Annotated in this window: 14 protein-coding genes; 6 read left to right on the top strand and 8 right to left on the bottom strand. The window is 57.2% G+C overall.

Features of this window, described 5'->3' with window-relative positions; translation table 11 throughout:
- Window positions 1–10: 10 nt before the first annotated feature.
- From ACIQUI_RS06205 to argE (ACIQUI_RS06220), 4 genes are all read right to left on the bottom strand, one after another.
- The gene (locus ACIQUI_RS06205) at window positions 11–973 is read right to left on the bottom strand and encodes a LysR substrate-binding domain-containing protein (protein WP_403196005.1); all 963 of its coding nucleotides are present in this window, start codon (window positions 971–973) and stop codon (window positions 11–13) included.
- A 168-nt stretch (window positions 974–1141) separates the two neighbouring features.
- Window positions 1142–2344, bottom strand: coding sequence for an ectoine hydrolase DoeA (gene doeA, locus ACIQUI_RS06210; RefSeq protein ID WP_403196008.1), 1203 nt, complete (start codon window positions 2342–2344; stop codon window positions 1142–1144).
- Window positions 2345–2381: 37 nt separating this feature from the next.
- Window positions 2382–3863 (bottom strand): amino acid permease, encoded by a 1482-nt coding sequence (locus ACIQUI_RS06215; protein WP_403196011.1) that lies wholly within the window; start codon window positions 3861–3863, stop codon window positions 2382–2384.
- Window positions 3864–3976: 113 nt separating this feature from the next.
- Window positions 3977–5191: an acetylornithine deacetylase gene (gene argE / locus ACIQUI_RS06220; RefSeq protein WP_403196013.1), complete on the bottom strand. Its 1215-nt coding sequence runs from the start codon at window positions 5189–5191 to the stop codon at window positions 3977–3979.
- A gap of 301 nt (window positions 5192–5492) precedes the next feature.
- Here argE (ACIQUI_RS06220) and ACIQUI_RS06225 point away from each other — a divergent pair, with 301 nt between their 5' ends.
- Window positions 5493–6050 carry an Lrp/AsnC family transcriptional regulator gene (locus tag ACIQUI_RS06225; RefSeq protein WP_403196015.1) on the top strand — a complete coding sequence of 186 codons (558 nt, stop codon included), beginning with the start codon at window positions 5493–5495 and terminating at the stop codon, window positions 6048–6050.
- Between the two features lie 71 nt (window positions 6051–6121).
- On the opposite strand, the gene ACIQUI_RS06230 is transcribed toward ACIQUI_RS06225, so the two are convergent.
- The 4 genes from ACIQUI_RS06230 to ACIQUI_RS06245 all read right to left on the bottom strand — a co-directional run bounded on the left by ACIQUI_RS06230 (window position 6122) and on the right by ACIQUI_RS06245 (window position 12106).
- Window positions 6122–7525: an aminotransferase gene (locus tag ACIQUI_RS06230; RefSeq protein ID WP_403196018.1), complete on the bottom strand. Its 1404-nt coding sequence runs from the start codon at window positions 7523–7525 to the stop codon at window positions 6122–6124.
- Window positions 7526–7909: 384 nt separating this feature from the next.
- Window positions 7910–9088: an acetylornithine deacetylase gene (argE, locus tag ACIQUI_RS06235; RefSeq protein WP_400688308.1), complete on the bottom strand. Its 1179-nt coding sequence runs from the start codon at window positions 9086–9088 to the stop codon at window positions 7910–7912.
- Window positions 9089–9191: 103 nt separating this feature from the next.
- Window positions 9192–10382 carry an ectoine hydrolase DoeA gene (doeA, locus tag ACIQUI_RS06240; RefSeq protein ID WP_403196020.1) on the bottom strand — a complete coding sequence of 397 codons (1191 nt, stop codon included), beginning with the start codon at window positions 10380–10382 and terminating at the stop codon, window positions 9192–9194.
- Window positions 10383–10723: 341 nt separating this feature from the next.
- Window positions 10724–12106: a PLP-dependent aminotransferase family protein gene (locus ACIQUI_RS06245; protein WP_403196023.1), complete on the bottom strand. Its 1383-nt coding sequence runs from the start codon at window positions 12104–12106 to the stop codon at window positions 10724–10726.
- A gap of 229 nt (window positions 12107–12335) precedes the next feature.
- On the opposite strand from ACIQUI_RS06245, the gene ehuB reads away from it, so the two are divergent.
- The 5 genes from ehuB (at window position 12336) to ACIQUI_RS06270 (ending at window position 16842) form a co-directional block, all read left to right on the top strand.
- The gene (gene ehuB, locus ACIQUI_RS06250; RefSeq protein ID WP_403196026.1) at window positions 12336–13193 is read left to right on the top strand and encodes an ectoine/hydroxyectoine ABC transporter substrate-binding protein EhuB; all 858 of its coding nucleotides are present in this window, start codon (window positions 12336–12338) and stop codon (window positions 13191–13193) included.
- A 62-nt stretch (window positions 13194–13255) separates the two neighbouring features.
- The gene (gene ehuC, locus ACIQUI_RS06255; RefSeq protein WP_403196028.1) at window positions 13256–13915 is read left to right on the top strand and encodes an ectoine/hydroxyectoine ABC transporter permease subunit EhuC; all 660 of its coding nucleotides are present in this window, start codon (window positions 13256–13258) and stop codon (window positions 13913–13915) included.
- The gene (gene ehuD, locus ACIQUI_RS06260) at window positions 13912–14571 is read left to right on the top strand and encodes an ectoine/hydroxyectoine ABC transporter permease subunit EhuD (protein WP_403196031.1); all 660 of its coding nucleotides are present in this window, start codon (window positions 13912–13914) and stop codon (window positions 14569–14571) included. The genes ehuC and ehuD overlap by 4 nt, the downstream gene beginning before the upstream one ends.
- Window positions 14572–14702: 131 nt before the next feature.
- Window positions 14703–15461, top strand: a complete 759-nt coding sequence (gene ehuA / locus ACIQUI_RS06265; RefSeq protein WP_403196199.1) for an ectoine/hydroxyectoine ABC transporter ATP-binding protein EhuA — start codon at window positions 14703–14705, stop codon at window positions 15459–15461.
- Window positions 15462–15540: 79 nt separating this feature from the next.
- A complete protein-coding gene (locus ACIQUI_RS06270) occupies window positions 15541–16842 on the top strand; it encodes a D-amino acid dehydrogenase (RefSeq protein ID WP_403196034.1) in 1302 nt (433 codons plus the stop codon).
- Window positions 16843–17003: the final 161 nt, after the last annotated feature.

Below are 17003 nucleotides of genomic sequence, written 5' to 3' on the forward strand. Positions count from 1 at the left end.
AGCTGCAGCATCACTTCACCAGGGCTGGCTGAGCTTCGCTACCAGCCCTTGGCCGCATACACTCAGCGGCGGCTTCGGGAGACTGCAAAAGATGCATGAAAGCTGCCACAGGCGCAGTCATCTCACCCTGCCATACCAGATGCGTTCGATTGCTCGCCAATGCAGCCGGCAACGGATGACACTGAACGCTGGCACCCAGCACTGCATGATCGAGCAGCGCTTGGGAGATGACACCGACTCCCATCCCTGCTGCCACACAGGCCACGATTGCGTGATAAGAGCCAAACTCGAGAAGCTTACCGGGTGAGACGCCTTCTTCGGCCAGCCACTCCACCAGGCGCCGCCGATAAGAGCAACCATGCGGGAATACCACCACCGTCCTCCCTTGCAAATCGGCTGCCTGACTGATTGTGGCCTCCCCCTTGGCAGTGATCAGGGTCAAAACATCGTCGAAGACGGGCACACTGGAAAACCGCCCAAGCTCGAACGGCTCGGCGACGAATGCTGCGTCCAGTTCATATTGCGCAAGCTTTTGCAGCAACACATCAGTGATGCCGGTCTGCAATTCGATGCTGACTTCCGGGAAGTGCTGATGATAAGCCGATAGATAGGGTGGCAGCCGGGCACCCGCGGTGCTCTCCAGGGAGCCCAGACGCAGCACACCCGCTGCGATGCCCATTTGCAGCTCTTGCTCAGCCAAATCGGCCATCTGTAGCAACCGCTGCGCATGCCTGAGCAATGTATGCCCATTGTCGGTAAGCACCAGATGCCGCCCTTGGCGCCGGAACAGCGCCACGCTCAAGCGCTCTTCCAACTGCTTGATTCGCGTCGTCACGTTGGAAGGCACGCGGTTCAGTTGCCGGGCGGCATGGGCGATTCCCCCGTGCTGAACCACAGCGCGGAAGATATGCAAATCTTCAAGGTCCATATTTCTCATAAAGAGAAAAATACCCCTGCCTGATTCTTCAATCAAGAATGTGTGCCGGGAAAAAACAAACCTCCGCGGATGCGGAGGTTTGCGTAAGTTCGGAAAGCCAGCGCCAAGCGGGGGTCTGTAACACTCTGGCTCCCCTTTCATCCACGCGTCGGGCAAGTACGGCAGTCGTCAGAACAGTCCGACATACCCTGCGCCTGGACGCACTTACTCCTTGACGAACATCTTCCTAGGGACGTTGCTCAGGCAACTCACCCCAGTGGAAGTGATCGCAATGGTTTCGGTGATCTCGATACCCCAATCGTCGAACCACAGGCCCGGCATGAAATGGAACGTCATGCCAGGTTGCAGGACCGTCTGGTCCCCAATGCGCAAGCTGGTGGTTCTTTCGCCCCAGTCAGGTGGATAGCTGAGACCGACCGGGTAGCCGACACGCCCTGCCTTCTTGATACCGTGCTTGGCCATGACATCGAAGAAAGCGCGGGCAATGTCTTCGCAAGTGTTGCCTGGCCGCGCGACCTCAAGCCCTGCCTCGATCCCCTCGACCACTGCTTTTTCCGCATCGAGGAACTTCTTCGGCGGCTTGCCCAGAAACACCGTACGTGAAACCGGGCAGTGATAACGGCGGTATACGCCAGCAATCTCGAAGAACGTGCCTTCACCTGCGACCAGAACCGAATCATCCCACGTCAGGTGGGGCGTAGCGGCCTCGATGCCAGACGGTACGATCGGGACGATCGACGGATAGTCACCGGCAAACCCGTCGACACCACGGATGGCCGTGGAATAGATTTCGGCTACCACATCAGCCTTGCGTACACCCGGCTCGGCAACTTCGACCACACGCTCGTACATCTTCTCGAGAATGCGGCCACCGATACGCATGTACTCAAGCTCGGCCTCGGACTTGACGGCACGGGCCAGGTTGACCAGGTTGTTGACGTCCACCCAGGTGGTATTGGGCAACAACGTACGCAGGGTCATGAAGCTGGCGGCCGAGAAATAGAAGCTGTCCATTTCAAGGCCGACAACCCGGCGTTCCCAGCCACGCGCCTGAATCACTTCCCGGGCGAAATGCTCCATTGGGTGCAAGTCGCGCTGAACGTACTCTTCCGGATAACCCACTAGGTTGTCATTGGCCAGATAAGTCGTTGCCCGTGCCCCATTCAGGTCCAGGCCTCGGCCGTACCAGACAGGCTCCCCTTCCATTGCGACCACGGCACACTGGTGGTTGTAGAACGAATAACCGTCATACCCAGTCAACCAGGCGATATTCGTCGGGTCGGCCACAATCAGCAACTCGACACCGCACTGCTGCATCATTTGCCGGACCCGGACCAACCTCGCCGCGTACTCGTCGACAGTGAAATACTGCCTCAGAGACGGAAAACCACTTGCACTCTCACTCATACCGACTCCTACCGTAAAACGTTGAGTGTTCGGCCACTCAGACACCTGCCGCTGCTTCCGGGCGGGCGCCACTTGTTTGCACAGATGCGGCTGAAAGACCGCGCTTGATCGCGCGCTTTTTGACGCGCTGAATGCGATACATCACGAACAGATAGACAAACCACAGCGGCATGAAAACCAGTGCCTGGCGCGTATCAGGCTCCAGCGCGAGCAGGCCGAGAACGAAGACGAAGAACACAAGGCATGCCCAGGACATGAAGATCCCGGCAGGCATCTTGAACGTCGAGGTTTCATGCAGATCAGGTCGTTTGGCACGGTAGGCCAGGTACGAACCCAGGATGATGCACCAGGTGAATATGAACAGGATCGCCGCGATGGTCGACACCGTGGTGAACACTGTCATCAGGTCTGGAATCAATACCAGCAGCGCAGTGCCCATGAACATGCAGAAGCACGAGAAGATCAGCGCAGGCATAGGCACCGCAGACTTCGACAGGCGCTTGAACACCGAAGGCGCATCAACTTCACAAGACAAACCGAACAGCATGCGGCTGGAAGAGAACACGTCGCAGTTGCCCGCCGACATGGCCGAGCTGATCACCACGAAGTTGATCACACCTGCCGCGATTGGCAGACCGGCGATCTGGAACAACTGAACGAACGGGCTCTTGTCCGGGGCAACCATGGCCCAGGAAGAAACGGCGATGATGCAGGACAGCGACAGTACGTAGAACAGCAGCACCCGGATCGGTACAGCGTTGATGGCCTTGGGCAGGGTTTTGTAGGGGTCCTTGGCTTCAGCGGCCGTGGTACCCAGCAACTCGATGCCTGCGAAAGAGAAAATGGCGATCTGGAAACCGGCGAAGAAACCCATGATGCCATTAGGGAACATCGTTCCAGGCTCGATCACATGCTTGAACGAAGCCGTTACTCCCGTGGGCGAGACGAACCCGCTGGCGACCATCACGAAGGCCGCCACAATCAGCGACACGATGGCGATAATCTTGATCAGGGCGAACCAGAACTCCATTTCCCCGAAAGCCTTGACCGCCATGATGTTCAGCAGGAACAGGAAAGCCAGCGTGCCCATCCCGGGTATCCAGGGCGACAAGTCCGGGAACCAGAATTTGAAGTAACCACCGATCACGATGAAGTCGGCCACACCCACGATCACCAGCGTCATCCAGTACGACCAGCCAACGAAGAAGCCAGCCCACGGCCCAAGGTAATGGGTGGCGAAGTCCGCGAATGTCTTGAACTTCAAGTTCGACAGCAGCAACTCACCGAGCGCGCGCATGACGAAGAACAGGAAGAAGCCAATGATGGCGTATGTGAGGACAATGGACGATCCGGAGACATGGATCATCTTGCCGGCGCCCATGAACAGGCCAGTACCGATGGCGCCGCCGATGGCGATCAACTGGATATGGCGGTTCGCCAAGCCGCGAACCAATGTGCCTTCACCGTCAGGGGTGCTGGCCGACGCATCCGACGATGCGTGCACGGGTTGCTTTTGCATACCTTTCACCTTTGATTTTATTAACTTTATTTAAGGCAGAACTAAGGTCGAGCATTACAAATCGGGAGATGTCAGGTTCGAACAAGCCACTGCAGCAGTGGCTTGACCTGAACTTATTGATCGAGCGAAACGCTGCGCACCACTTTGCGCAGGAAGCTTTCACACTGAGCCAGCTGGTCCAGCGAAAGGTATTCGTTAGCCTTGTGTGCCTGCTGAATGTCACCTGGGCCGCAGATGATGCTGGGGATCCCGGCATCCTGGAATTGGCCAGCCTCGGTGCCATACGCAACCTTGCGCTTGTCCTGGTCACCCGTGAGCGCACGCACCAGTTTGGTGATTTCCGCCTGCTCGCTGGCGTTGAGGCCCGGTGCATCAGAGATCATGTCGAAGGCAATGGCCGCATCGGGGTGTTCTGCCTTCATCTTCGGCAGCAGTACATCGAAGGCGTAGGCTTCGATCTGCTTGAAGATCACTTTAGGATCCAGGGTCGGCAGGTTGCGGAACTCGAACTCGAAATTGCATTCGGCCGGCACGGTATTCATCGCGTTGCCGCCGCTGATGGTGCTGGTCTGCGCGGTGGTGAACGGAACATCGTACTGCTCGTCGAACGGGCCACTGCGACGGAATCCTTCCGCGGTGTCGCGAATGAAGCAGATCAGCCGCGCGGCATATTCGATGGCATTCAGCCCGTGCGGCGTCAGCGACGAATGGGCAGCGTGGCCTTTGAAGCAGCAGCGATAAGCATTGATGCCTTTGTGCGCGATGATCGGGCGCATGTTGGTTGGCTCACCGACGATGCAACCGTCTGGGTTGATGCCACGCTTCATCAGCTCTTCGATCATCAGCGGCGCACCCAGGCAAGTCACTTCCTCATCGAACGACAAGGCAAAGTGAATCGGCCGGGCCAAGCGCATGCCCAGCATTTCCGGCACCAGGTGCAAGCCGGCACCAATGAACCCCTTCATGTCACAGGTGCCACGACCATACAGCTTGCCGTCCCGCACCTCAGGCTTGAACGGATCGCTATGCCAGTCCTGGCCATCCACTGGTACTACATCGGTATGGCCGGACAGCACGATGCCGCCGTGGGTGACGCCGGAGCTTGCCGGAATGGTCGCGAAAAGGTTCGCCCACTGCCCGCTCTTGTGGTGCGTGAGGGTGCACTCAACACCCAGCCCGGTCAGATATCCACGCACGTCTTCGATCAGCTCCAGATTGGAAAGACGGCTTACGGTGTTCATCGCCACCAGCCGCTTCACCCATTCCAGAGAAGCAGGCATCTGCCCAGCTGTGCCAGCGGCGGTACCGAGTGCTTCAAACGTATTCATTCAGGGGCTCCTCAAGTCAGCCTCTTGTCTTTGCGCGTCCGCCGGAACAAATCGAGCCTCTCGGCCCTGAGGTCCTGCAGCGGAGTCATGCGTAGCATTGATTGCTCGTCCCGGTCACGAGAGATCAAATTCATTCGCAAGGAGAATATTACACAATGCCTTTCGTACGGCAAGACAATTAACTACATCTCTTTCACATGAAAGATCTTAAAAGCCTTATTCTTTTGCATTTGAAATTCTTATATCCATTCGGTGTGATAGGCTTACATTTGTAAACCCGAACCCCTCTCAGGAGCGCTACGTGCAAAAATCCTCCACCCACTCCACCATCCGCCAGGTGACTGCTCCCGAAACACCTACGTTTGCATTCGATGAGATCGACCTTGCCCTGCTGAAGGTGCTGGTGACCGACGCCAGGCTCTCTCAGCGTCAGATTGCCGGAAACCTGGGCATCTCCGCCCCCACTGTCAGCGAGCGCATGAGCCGCCTGGAAAAGGCAGGCGTCATCCGCGGTTACACTGCCGAGGTGGATTGGGCCGCAATGGGTTACCCACTGACTGTTTTCCTGTCGGTGGTAGCCACCCCCGGTTACGACATCGGTGACGTGATGAGCCAGATGTGGAAGATCCCCGAGGTGCAGGACGTGCTGCTGGTCACCGGTGACCTCGACCTGCTGGTGCGTCTGCGGGCCCGAGACCACAATCACCTGCGCGCCATCCTCATGGACAGGGTTTGGCAGGTCACCGGCCTGCAAGGGACTGCCACACAAGTGTCGATAGCTGAAATGCCAGCGAAGAATTTCTCCGAAGGGCTGTTGCTGGAGATTGAGGAGTTCCTCAAGGAACAGCGGGAGGCATGACTAACGCATGGGCCTGAACGCAAAAAAGGCGCCAGGCTTCAAACCTGGCGCCTCTTGTTCGGACTACCCGCTTAAGCGATCACGCCTTCAGCACGCAGCTCGCCGACAACCTGCTCTACTGCCTGACGGGTCAGCTCGACGATTTCGTTGACCTCGTCGATGGTGATGGTCAGGGGTGGCGAGAAGCCTAGGATATCGCCATGCGGCATTGCACGGGCGATCAGGTTGCGATCACGGGCAGCCTGGGAAATGCGGGCACCCACCTTCAGCGATGCATCGAAGCGGACCTTCTTCTCAAGGTCGGCTACAAACTCCAGTGCAGCCAGCAGACCGATACCGCGGACCTCGCCGACGATCGGGCAGTTGCCGAAGGTTTCTTGCAGGCTCTGCAGGAAGTAGGCACCAACCTTCTCAGCATGCTCCGGGATGTTTTCCCGCTCGATGATGTCCAGCACCGCGTTGGCAGTGGCAAGGCCGATAGGGTGGCCCGAGTAGGTGTATCCGTGCGAGAACGGGCCCACTTTGTCTGCGCCGTCTTCGAAGACCTTGTACACCTTCTCGCTGACGATCACGGCCGACAACGGGAAGTAGGCAGAGGTCAGGCCTTTGGCGCAAGTGATCAGGTCTGGCTCAAGACCGAAGTGGTCGCAGCCGAACATCTTGCCGGTACGACCGAAGCCGCACACCACTTCGTCAGCGATCAGCAGGATGTCGTACTTGTCCAGCACACGCTTGATCTCGGTCCAGTAACCCTTCGGCGGCGGCACGATACCACCCGAACCCAGCACCGGCTCACCAATCAGGGCGCCGATGGTATCTGCACCTTCTTTGAGGATCAGTTCTTCGAGTTCAGCTGCGCGGCGAGCAGAGAACTGCTCTTCGGTTTCGCCTGGGTTGGAACCCCAGTAGTAGTGAGGAACGCCAGTGCGCAGGATGATCGGCAGCGGCAGGTCCATGTTGTTGTGGTAGAAGCTCATGCCGGTCATCGAGCCGGAGATGATCGAGCTGCCGTGGTAGGCGCGCTCACGGGCAATGATCTTCTTCTTGTTCGGCTTGCCGCGCAAGTTGTTGTAGTACCACACCAGCTTGGCCTGGGTTTCGTTGGCGTCCGAACCGGACTGGCCATAGAACACCTTGCTCATCTTGCCAGGTGCCATCTTGACCAGACGCGACGACAGGCGAGCCAGCTGATCGGTGGTGTGGCCGGCGTAAGTGTGGAAGAAGCCCAGCTTGTGTGCCTGCTCGGAAATCGCATCGGCGATTTCGGTACGGCCATAACCCAGGTTCATGCAGTACAGACCGGCAAAGCTGTCGATGTACTCACGGCCGGTGGAGTCGGTCACGCGGATGCCTTTGGCATCGACGATCACGGTGGGGTCGATCTTACCGGTGGCCAAGTCTTTGAGCTGAGTGAAAGGGTGCAGTACCGACGCGCGATCCTGCTCCATGATTTCTTGGTAGTTTTTATCGTTCATAGCACTTTCCTGTCTTGGTCAATGGTTTCAGGGCTGAACCCGTCCACCAGGGCTAGATGACCCTTAGCCGACCTGCCTGCAGGCTGGGCATGCCACACCCAGCCTCTCGGTCACGCCATCGACACCAGCGATCATATGAAATGTAAAATCACACGAACAAACGCATTCGTCAACTGTTTTTGGCTATTGCTTTACGTTTGGTCTTTATACTGCAAAAACACCTTTCACTCGATCGACAGCAAGCAACGCACTCACTGATACCAGTGTCAGGGGAAAGGCCAAGCCTGACGCCGCAACGGTTGCTTCGCAGGCAAACCCGTCTCCACAAGACTCGGCTAACCATGCGCCTTGCGGGACGCAATGGGGCAGGCCCCGGTGGGTGGCCTATTGCTCAAGACTACGAATGACCTTCTGGATGAATGCCTCACACTGACCAATCTGTTCCAGCGTCACGAACTCGTTGGCCTTGTGCGCCTGCATGATGTCACCCGGCCCACAAATGACACTCGGAATACCTGCCTCCTGGAACTGTCCAGCCTCGGTGCCGTAAGCCACCTTGCGCTTTTCGTCATCACCGGTCAGTGCTCGCACTAGCTGAGTGATCGCAGCCTGCTCCGACGCGTCTAGACCCGGAGCATCAGAGATAAGGGTGAAGTCGATGGCGCCACTGGCATGCTCTTTCTGCATCTGCGGCAACAGCACTTCGTTGGCATAACGTTGAATGCGCTCGAAGATAGGCTTCGGGTTCATGGTTGGCAGGTTGCGGAATTCGAACTGGAACTTGCACAGCGCCGGCACGGTATTCATCGCGTTGCCACCCACGATCGTGCTGGCCTGAGCCGTGGTGAATGGCACGTCATAGAGCTGATCGAACGGCCCCTTCTGCTTGAACTCATCGGCCATGTCACGGATGTAACAGATCAGCCGTGCGGCATACTCGATGGCATTCAATCCGTGAGGCGTCAACGATGAATGCGCCGCATGGCCGTGAACACAGCATTCATAGGCATTGATGCCTTTGTGGGCAACGATCGGGCGCATGCCGGTCGGCTCACCGACAATACAGCCATCAGGATTCACACCGCGTCGCATCAGTTCTTCAATCATGATCGGCGCCCCAAGGCAGGTCACCTCCTCATCAAAAGAAAGCGCCAAGTGAATCGGCTTTTGCAACTGCGCAGCCTGCATCTGCGGCACAAGGGCCAGCGATGCGCCGATGAAGCCTTTCATGTCGCAGGTGCCGCGGCCATACATCTTGCCGTCGATGATTACCGGCTTGAAGGGGTCGGTCGCCCAGTCCTGGCCGTCTACCGGCACCACATCGGTATGGCCGGACAGCACGACTCCGCCGGTGGTCTGACCGGTTACACTGGGGATGGTGGCGAACAGGTTGGCCCATTTGCCTGTCGAGTGGTGAGTGAGCACGGACTGAACACCGAGCTTGGCCAGTTCGTCGCGCACCAACTCAATCAGCCCCAGATTGGAATTTCGGCTGACGGTGTCGATCGAAACCAGGCGTTCGATCCAGTCGAGGGAGATCGGGTGGGAAGCCATCTGATTCATGGGTATAACCTGCAAAGAATACTGTTCCCATCGGGAACCACGGTTAGGAAGCATCGCCAAAGCCTCCGCACTGAAAAGCATGGAGGCCATGACGCTGCGGTCATCAGTCTTTGACGAAGAGTTTGCGCGGTACGTTGGCCAGGGTTTCAACCCCGGTGTCGGTGATCAGGATGCTTTCGGTGATCTCCAGGCCCCAGTCGTCCATCCACAATCCAGGCATGAAGTGGAACGTCATGCCGGGCTGGAGCACACTGGTATCGGTCGGACGCAAGCTCATGGTGCGCTCGCCCCAATCCGGCGGATAACTGATACCGATGGGGTAGCCGCAACGCGAGTCCTTGTGGATGCCGAATTTTTCCAGCACCTTGAAGAATGCCCGGGCGATATCCCCGGTGGTGTTGCCTGGGCGAGCAGCTTCCAGCCCGGCATGGATACCCTCAACGACGGCCTGCTCAGCTTCAAGGAAGTGCTTCGGCGGCTTGCCCAGGTAGATCGTGCGTGACATCGGGCAGTGATACCGGCGGTGGCAACCGGCGATCTCGAAGAAAGTGCCCGCCCCTCGCTCGAAGCGCGTGTCGTCCCAGGTAAGGTGAGCAGCACTGGCATCAGGTCCGGTCGGCAGCATGGGCACGATGGCTGGATAATCGCCGCCGTGCTCTGGCGTACCAGCGATGGCTGTGTGGTAAATCTCGGCCACCAGATCGTTCTTGCGGATACCTGGTTCGACGACCTCCAGAATGCGGTTGTGCATGTTCTCGACAATGCGCGCAGCGCGGCGCATGTACACGATTTCCTGCGGCGACTTGACTGCCCGCTGCCAGTTCACCAGTCCCTCGGCATCACTGAAGGTGGCATTGGGCAAGTGCTTGATTAACGACTGGTAAGCAGCGGCGCTGAAATAGTAGTTATCCATTTCCACGCCGATGCGCAAGTTCGACCAGCCACGCGGAATGATGACTTCCTTGCACAGGTAGTCCATCGGGTGGCGCTCAGGCGTCTGAACGTAGATATCCGGATAAGGAATGATATTGTCGAGTTGCAAGTACACCGTGCGCTTGGCGCCGTTGGAGTCCTGAACCCGGCCATACCAGACCGGCTCGCCATCAAGTGCTACCAGCACGCATTGATGGGTATAGAACGACCAACCATCATACCCGGTCAACCAGGCCATGTTGGAAGGATCAGTGACGACCAGCAGCTCGATACCTTTTTGCTGCATGGAAGTTCTGACTTTGGCCAGGCGTTCATCATATTCCTTTAATGAAAACGGCAAATTGATCACTGAATCTGGCATTGCGCATCTCCTTTTTTATATGGAAATCACGTCACCTCAAGAAACACATAACAGGCACAACACTTACACGCCGCCTGCTGATTAACAACACACTGCCTCGGATCATTTAAACTCACGCTCTCCAATCCGAGAGCAACAATGGTGTCATTCAACAACGCGAGGTTTATTTCTGGATACGGGCTCAGCTTACCGAGCGTTCAATTGCCCCTCATTGCCCTAGAACATTTTTTACAGACGCGATTTGTTGGGGCGCGCACAGTAATGATGCAACACCGGAAAAAGCTGCACCTGACCAGGTCAGGCGCCGAATAATCGATGCGGAACTTGCTTTGTCATAGGGCTCAGGCAACCGAAGCAAATGTGCCCGAGATCAGCTCGAGCGTCCGCTTCATCTGAACGTCGTCGTACTCGGCACCAATAGAAATTCGGATCGCCTGCGGCGGCTTTCCCCCCGGTACGGTAAACGGTTCGGAGGAAGTCACTGCAATACCGAGTTCGCGTAATCGGCTCACCAAGGCCTGCATTCCCCAGTACGGGGGCACTCGGAGCCATGCGATCAATGCACGAGGGTGATGAGCCAGGATGTATTCCTTGAGGTAGGCACTCACCAGCGCCTGACGCGCCTCGATCAATTGGCGCTGCACCCTGGTCAGCGCCTCGGCCGTACCGTCGCGTAACCAGCGCGCCGCCACTTCCGACATGATCGGGTTGGTCATCCAACTGGTCAGACGCAATACCGTTTCAGCCCTGGCTGCAGCTCGCTTGGGAGGAACCAGGAATCCAACGCGAAGCGAGGTCATCACGGATTTGGTCAGGCTGGTGCAGTAGAACGAAAGATCCGGCAAATACTGACTGATGGGTACGTAGCTTCCAGCACCCAGCAACGGGCCGTAAACATCGTCCTCTATGATAAAAACACCATGATTGCCCGCGATCTCGGCAATCTCGCGGCGCCGCGCGTCAGGCATGATGCTGCTGGTCGGGTTGTTGAGGTTGGGCGTGCACACCAACGCCGTGACGCGGTCGTTACAGCACAAATCATCGAAGTCCTCGGGTTTGATACCGTACGCGTCAGTGTCGAGCCCTTTGAGACTGAATCCAACCACCTGTGCACTGCCGATGATCCCGTGATCTGTCAGGTTCTCGCAGGCGACCAGGTCACCATGGCCCGTAATTGAGGTCAGTGCTATGTGCAACGCATGTGTCGCGCCATTGGTGATCATCACTCGGCCCGGCTCTACTTTCAGACCATGACTGCCTATCCAGGCACTGGCAATTTCTCGATGCGACTGGGCTCCGGCGATGGGGCGGGAGGCACGCAACCAGGGCTGCTCCTGCTCCTGACTCATTCGTTCGCACAACGCCCGCCAATAACGTTCATGCTCGGTTGTACGCATCAGCGTTGCCGTCGAAAGATCGGCAATCGCGGGTTGGTCTTCATCGAGAATGTAGGTGGTGATGTGTTTCGTCACGCGCTTGGAGACATGGCTACCGCGCCCGACTTCACACCGTAGCAATCCCAGGCGCTCCAGTTCCTGGTAAGCGTTGGTAACGGTCTGGCCACTGATGCCCAAGGCATGGGCTACCTGGCGCTGGGATGGCAACCGTTGCAACTCCGCCAATCGCCCTTGCTCGATATCGTCGGCAATGGTCCTTACCAGGGTCTTGTACTTCGACTCACCCTCTTCAGCATGCTGCAACGCTGCCCGCCACTCTTCCAGCATGAACTCACCTCGACTTTATTTTTATGGTTGTTTGACGCCGACAAACGGCTAATGCCCTAGAGCATTACTGATTTCTAATCGTTTGGGTATTCTCGAATTGCGTCCGGACAACGCCGCCGATGCCTCTGGCACTGGCTTTTTTAGATCGTCGACCCAGCGCAGGTCGACCTTTACCGACACTCAAATACTGCCTCCTATGCCGTATACGGATCACAAAAGGAGTTATGCGATGAGTAGTACAAATACAAGAAAAAACGGTATCACTGCAGCAGTCCTGACCGCGTTCCTGGTTGCTGCTACGCCCCTGACGTCCCAAGCGACGACACTCGAATCGCTGACCGAGAAAGGTACAGTCAGGGTGGGTTACGCCAGTGAGGCTCCCTTCGCCTTCGCCACACCAGATGGTGTGGTGACCGGAGAATCGCCAGAGATCGCCAAGGCGATCTTCAAACGGCTCGGCGTCAAAGAGGCTACTGGCGTACTGACTGAATGGGGGGCGCTCATTCCGGGGCTCACAGCCAAGCGTTTCGACGTCATCGCAGCAGGGATGTACATCACCCCGGCGCGCTGCAAGCAGGTAATCTTCAGCGATCCGCTGTCCAAGATCACCGACACTTTCCTTGTCGCACCGGGCAATCCGAAAAATCTGCGCAGCTATGCAGACGTGGCGAAAAACCCAGACGCCAAACTGGCCATGCTCGCAGGATCGGTCTACACCAAATACGCCCGTGATGCCGGGATCAATGACGATCAGATCCTCCAGGTGCCAGATGCCACAGCTCAGTTGCAGGCGATTCTGGCTGGCCGCGCCGACGCAGCCGTCAGCACCCGGCTGACGATCAAGGGGATTGCAGCCAAAGGCGGGGATAAAGTTGAAGCAGTCCAAGACTTCCAAGACAGCCCAGACCATATCAACTATGGCGCCCTTGCCTTCCGACCCGATGACACGGCCTTACGTGACGCTGTCAACGCCGAACTGAAAAAGTGGCTAGGCAGTGAAGAGCATCGCAAAACCGTGAGCCAATTCGGCTTCGATGAAACCAATATTCCAGACAAGACCGCCGCCGAAGTGTGCGGCAGAACCTGACGTCTTGAACCCGGGAGGCCACTCCTCTTTGTGGTGGCTTTCCGCAGTCCTGGAGAAGCGCTATGGGCGAACTTATGCCACTGCTCATGCAGGGAGCCTGGATCACCATCCAGATCACGGTATTGAGCACCTTACTGGCCATTCCGGCCGCAATCCTTGCAGAACTCGGGCGCCGCGCCACATGGCAGCCGGTTCGCTGGTTCAGCATCTGCTACGTGGAAGTGTTCAGAGGGTCATCGCTGCTGGTGCAATTATTCTGGCTGTTCTTCGTATTACCCCTGCCGCCATTCAATATCGAACTGACACCGTATCAAGTCGCAGTACTTGGTATGGGCTTGCATATAGGCGCCTATGGCGCAGAGATCATGCGAGGGGCATTCAAGGCAATTCCCAAAGGGCAATATGAAGCCTGCACGGCTTTGAACTTCGGACGTTTTTCACAATTTCGCAGAATCATTTTACCCCAGGCCATGGTCGCGGCAATCCCGCCGGGCACGAACTTGCTGATTGAGCTACTTAAAAACACCTCACTGCTCTCGTTGATCACCTTGGCCGACTTGTCCTTCCGCGCTAAACAACTCGACCAGTACACATTCGAGACAGTGAAAGTTTACGCGTTGACGCTGCTGCTCTACTTCATTATGGCCCAGTGCATCAGCCTAGCCATGCGCAGAGTCGAGAGGCGTGTACAACTTGGTCGTATGGGGGGTAGCCTGCGATGAAAATATTCGATTGGGATTATGCCTGGGAGATTCTTCCGGACCTGTTGTTGGCCTCGGTGAAAACATTGCAAATCACGGTGATCGCATTTGGCATCGCTGTAGTGGTGGGTTTGGTTCTTGCGCTGGCAAGGCGCAGCCACATCAAGACGCTGTCGTGGTCGGCCAGTTTGTTCATCGAGTTCATGCGCAGCACGCCTCTGCTCATACAGATCTACTTCATTTTCTACGTGTTCCCGACGTTCTCGATCAACCTTTCTGCAATGCAGGCAGGCCTGATCGGTCTCGGTCTCCACTACGCCTGCTACTTGGCGGAGGTGTACCGGGGAGGCTTGGAAAGTGTGCCCAGAGGGCAGTGGGAAGCGGTAACCGCCCTGAACATGAAGGCATCAGCAGCCTACCGCCGGATCATTATTCCGCAGGCCCTCAAACCGATCCTTCCACCGATGGGCAATTATCTCATCGCGATGCTCAAGGAAACGCCGGTGCTCTCTGCAATCACTGTTGTGGAAATCATGCTCAAAGCCAAGAACCTGGGCTCCGAAAGCTTCCGGTTCCTGGAACCCATCACCATGGTGGGCGCATTTTTCCTGATCATTTCCATCGTACTCGCGGTGGGCGTTCGTAAGGTTGAATCCCGTCTGGAGAGCCAAAAATGACAATGAATATTTCCCGCTCGACTTCCCAGCAGTCGGATTTTTCAGCAGCTATCAAGAGCAACGGCGCCATGACACAGAGCGAGCAACTGCGTGGTGTACCGGTCATCACGCCAGCCACAGCCATCGTCGAGATGCGCAATGTGACCAAACGCTACGGCAATATCACCGTCCTGAATGACCTCAATCTGGCGGTCAAGCCGGCCGAGAAAGTAGCAATCATCGGCCCGAGCGGGTCAGGCAAGTCGACATTGCTGCGGGCGTTGATGACCCTCGAAACCATCGATGAGGGCGAGATCATCATCGAAGGAGATCCGCTCAACTACATGCTCAACAAGCGTGGCGAGCGCATTGCTCCCAGCAGCGCCCACGTTCGCAAAGTGCGCGGGAAGATTGGCATGGTGTTCCAGAGCTTCAACCTCTTCCCGCACATGTCTGCTCTGCAGAACGTGATAGAGGCGCAAGTGCAGGTGCTGGCGATCCCTGCGGCCGAAGCACGGGAGCGCGCCGCCACCCTGCTGGAAAAAGTCGGCCTGGGTAACAAGATGGACAATTACCCATCCCAGCTGAGCGGCGGCCAACAGCAGCGGGTTGCAATGGCCCGGGCATTGGCCATGCGGCCAAAGGTGATGCTGTTCGACGAGGTGACCTCTGCCCTCGACCCCGAGTTGTGCGGCGAAGTACTCAACGTCATTCGTGAACTGGGGGAGGAGCACAACCTGACCATGCTGATGGTGACCCATCAAATGGGCTTCGCACGGGAGTTCGCCGATCGTGTCTGCTTCTTCCACCAGGGCAGGATTCACGAGCAAGGGACCCCAGATGAGCTATTCAACCATCCCCAGCAGGAGCGCACCCGCGCATTCCTCAGTGCCGTGCGGGAAGCCAACTGATCCATCGGATAAACCCTGGGCGCGGGTGCCGCGGCAGCGCGTTCCAGGGGTAAAGCTTTGATGCTGCAGGAGAAATGCAATGCGTGTATTGGTTCTGGGAAGCGGCGTCATCGGCACCGTCAGTGCTTATTACCTGGCCCGTGAAGGATTTGAAGTCACGGTCATTGATCGGCAGCCAGGGCCTGCCCTGGAAACGAGCTATGCCAATGCCGGGCAGATATCGCCCGGCTACGCTTCCCCCTGGGCGGCGCCTGGCGTACCGCTGAAAGCCATGAAGTGGCTGTTCGAGCGGCACGCGCCTCTGGCTATCAAGCCCACGACCAATGTCGACCAGTACCTGTGGATGGCGCAGATGGTGAAGAACTGCACGGCCGCACGGTACGCGGTGAACAAGGAACGTATGGTTCGGCTCTCCGAATACAGCCGCGACTGCCTGGATGAGCTGCGCATCGAGACCGGGATCGATTACGAATCCCGTCAACTGGGGACCATGCAACTGTTCCGTACACAGGCGCAGTTCGATAACGCTGCCAAGGACATCGCTGTACTGGAACGCTCCGGTGTACCTTATGAACTGTTAGACCGCGACAGCATCGGTCAGGCTGAGCCGGCACTGGAACACGTCAAGCATAAGCTAAGCGGCGCATTGCGCTTACCCAATGATCAGACTGGCGATTGCCAGATGTTTACCAGCAAGCTGGCCAGGCTTGCCGAAGGCCTCGGCGTCGAGTTCCGCTTCAAGCAGCAGATCGAGGGTATCGAGTTCGCCGGTGATAGCATTATCGGTGTACGTATCAACGGCAAGCTCGAGACGGCGGATAAGTATGTCGTCGCACTGGGCAGCTACAGCCCGCAGATGCTCAAACCTCTAGGCGTCCAGGCACCCATCTACCCGCTCAAAGGCTACTCGCTGACCATCCCGATCATCGAGCCGGAGCGCGCGCCCAACTCGACCATCCTCGACGAAACTTACAAAGTGGCCATTACCCGCTTCGACAAGCGCATTCGTGTCGGTGGTATGGCTGAACTGATGGGCCACGACCTATCGCTGAACCCGTTGCGCCGAGAAACCCTGGAAATGGTCACAAACGATCTCTTCGCTGGTGGAGGAGACCTTGAGCACGCCACATTCTGGACCGGTCTGAGGCCGGCCACGCCTGACGGTACCCCCATCATCGGCGCCACACGGTACAAGAACCTTTTCCTCAACATCGGGCATGGCACATTGGGCTGGACCATGTCCTGTGGGTCTGGCCGACTGCTGGCAGACTTGCTGGCAGGCAAGGCCTCTGCGATCCGCACGCAAGGTTTTGACCTTTCGAGGTATACCAGCAGTGCTTCAGATGCCGACGCCAGACAACCCGCCAGAGCTGATTCCTAGCCCATCGATTAGCGGGCTCCGGCTGCATCGCCCGATCATTGCCGCCAACCCGCTTTTCCGATGTTCCATCGTCCCTTCATCAGCCGGACCGTTTTCATTGCAAATTCCATTCGTTGCGTAAGTCGTGCTTCCTATTTTCTTTGACGAAACCGATACTTACC

The organism is Pseudomonas sp. NPDC090592 (genome assembly GCF_044769185.1).
GTDB lineage: Bacteria > Pseudomonadota > Gammaproteobacteria > Pseudomonadales > Pseudomonadaceae > Aquipseudomonas.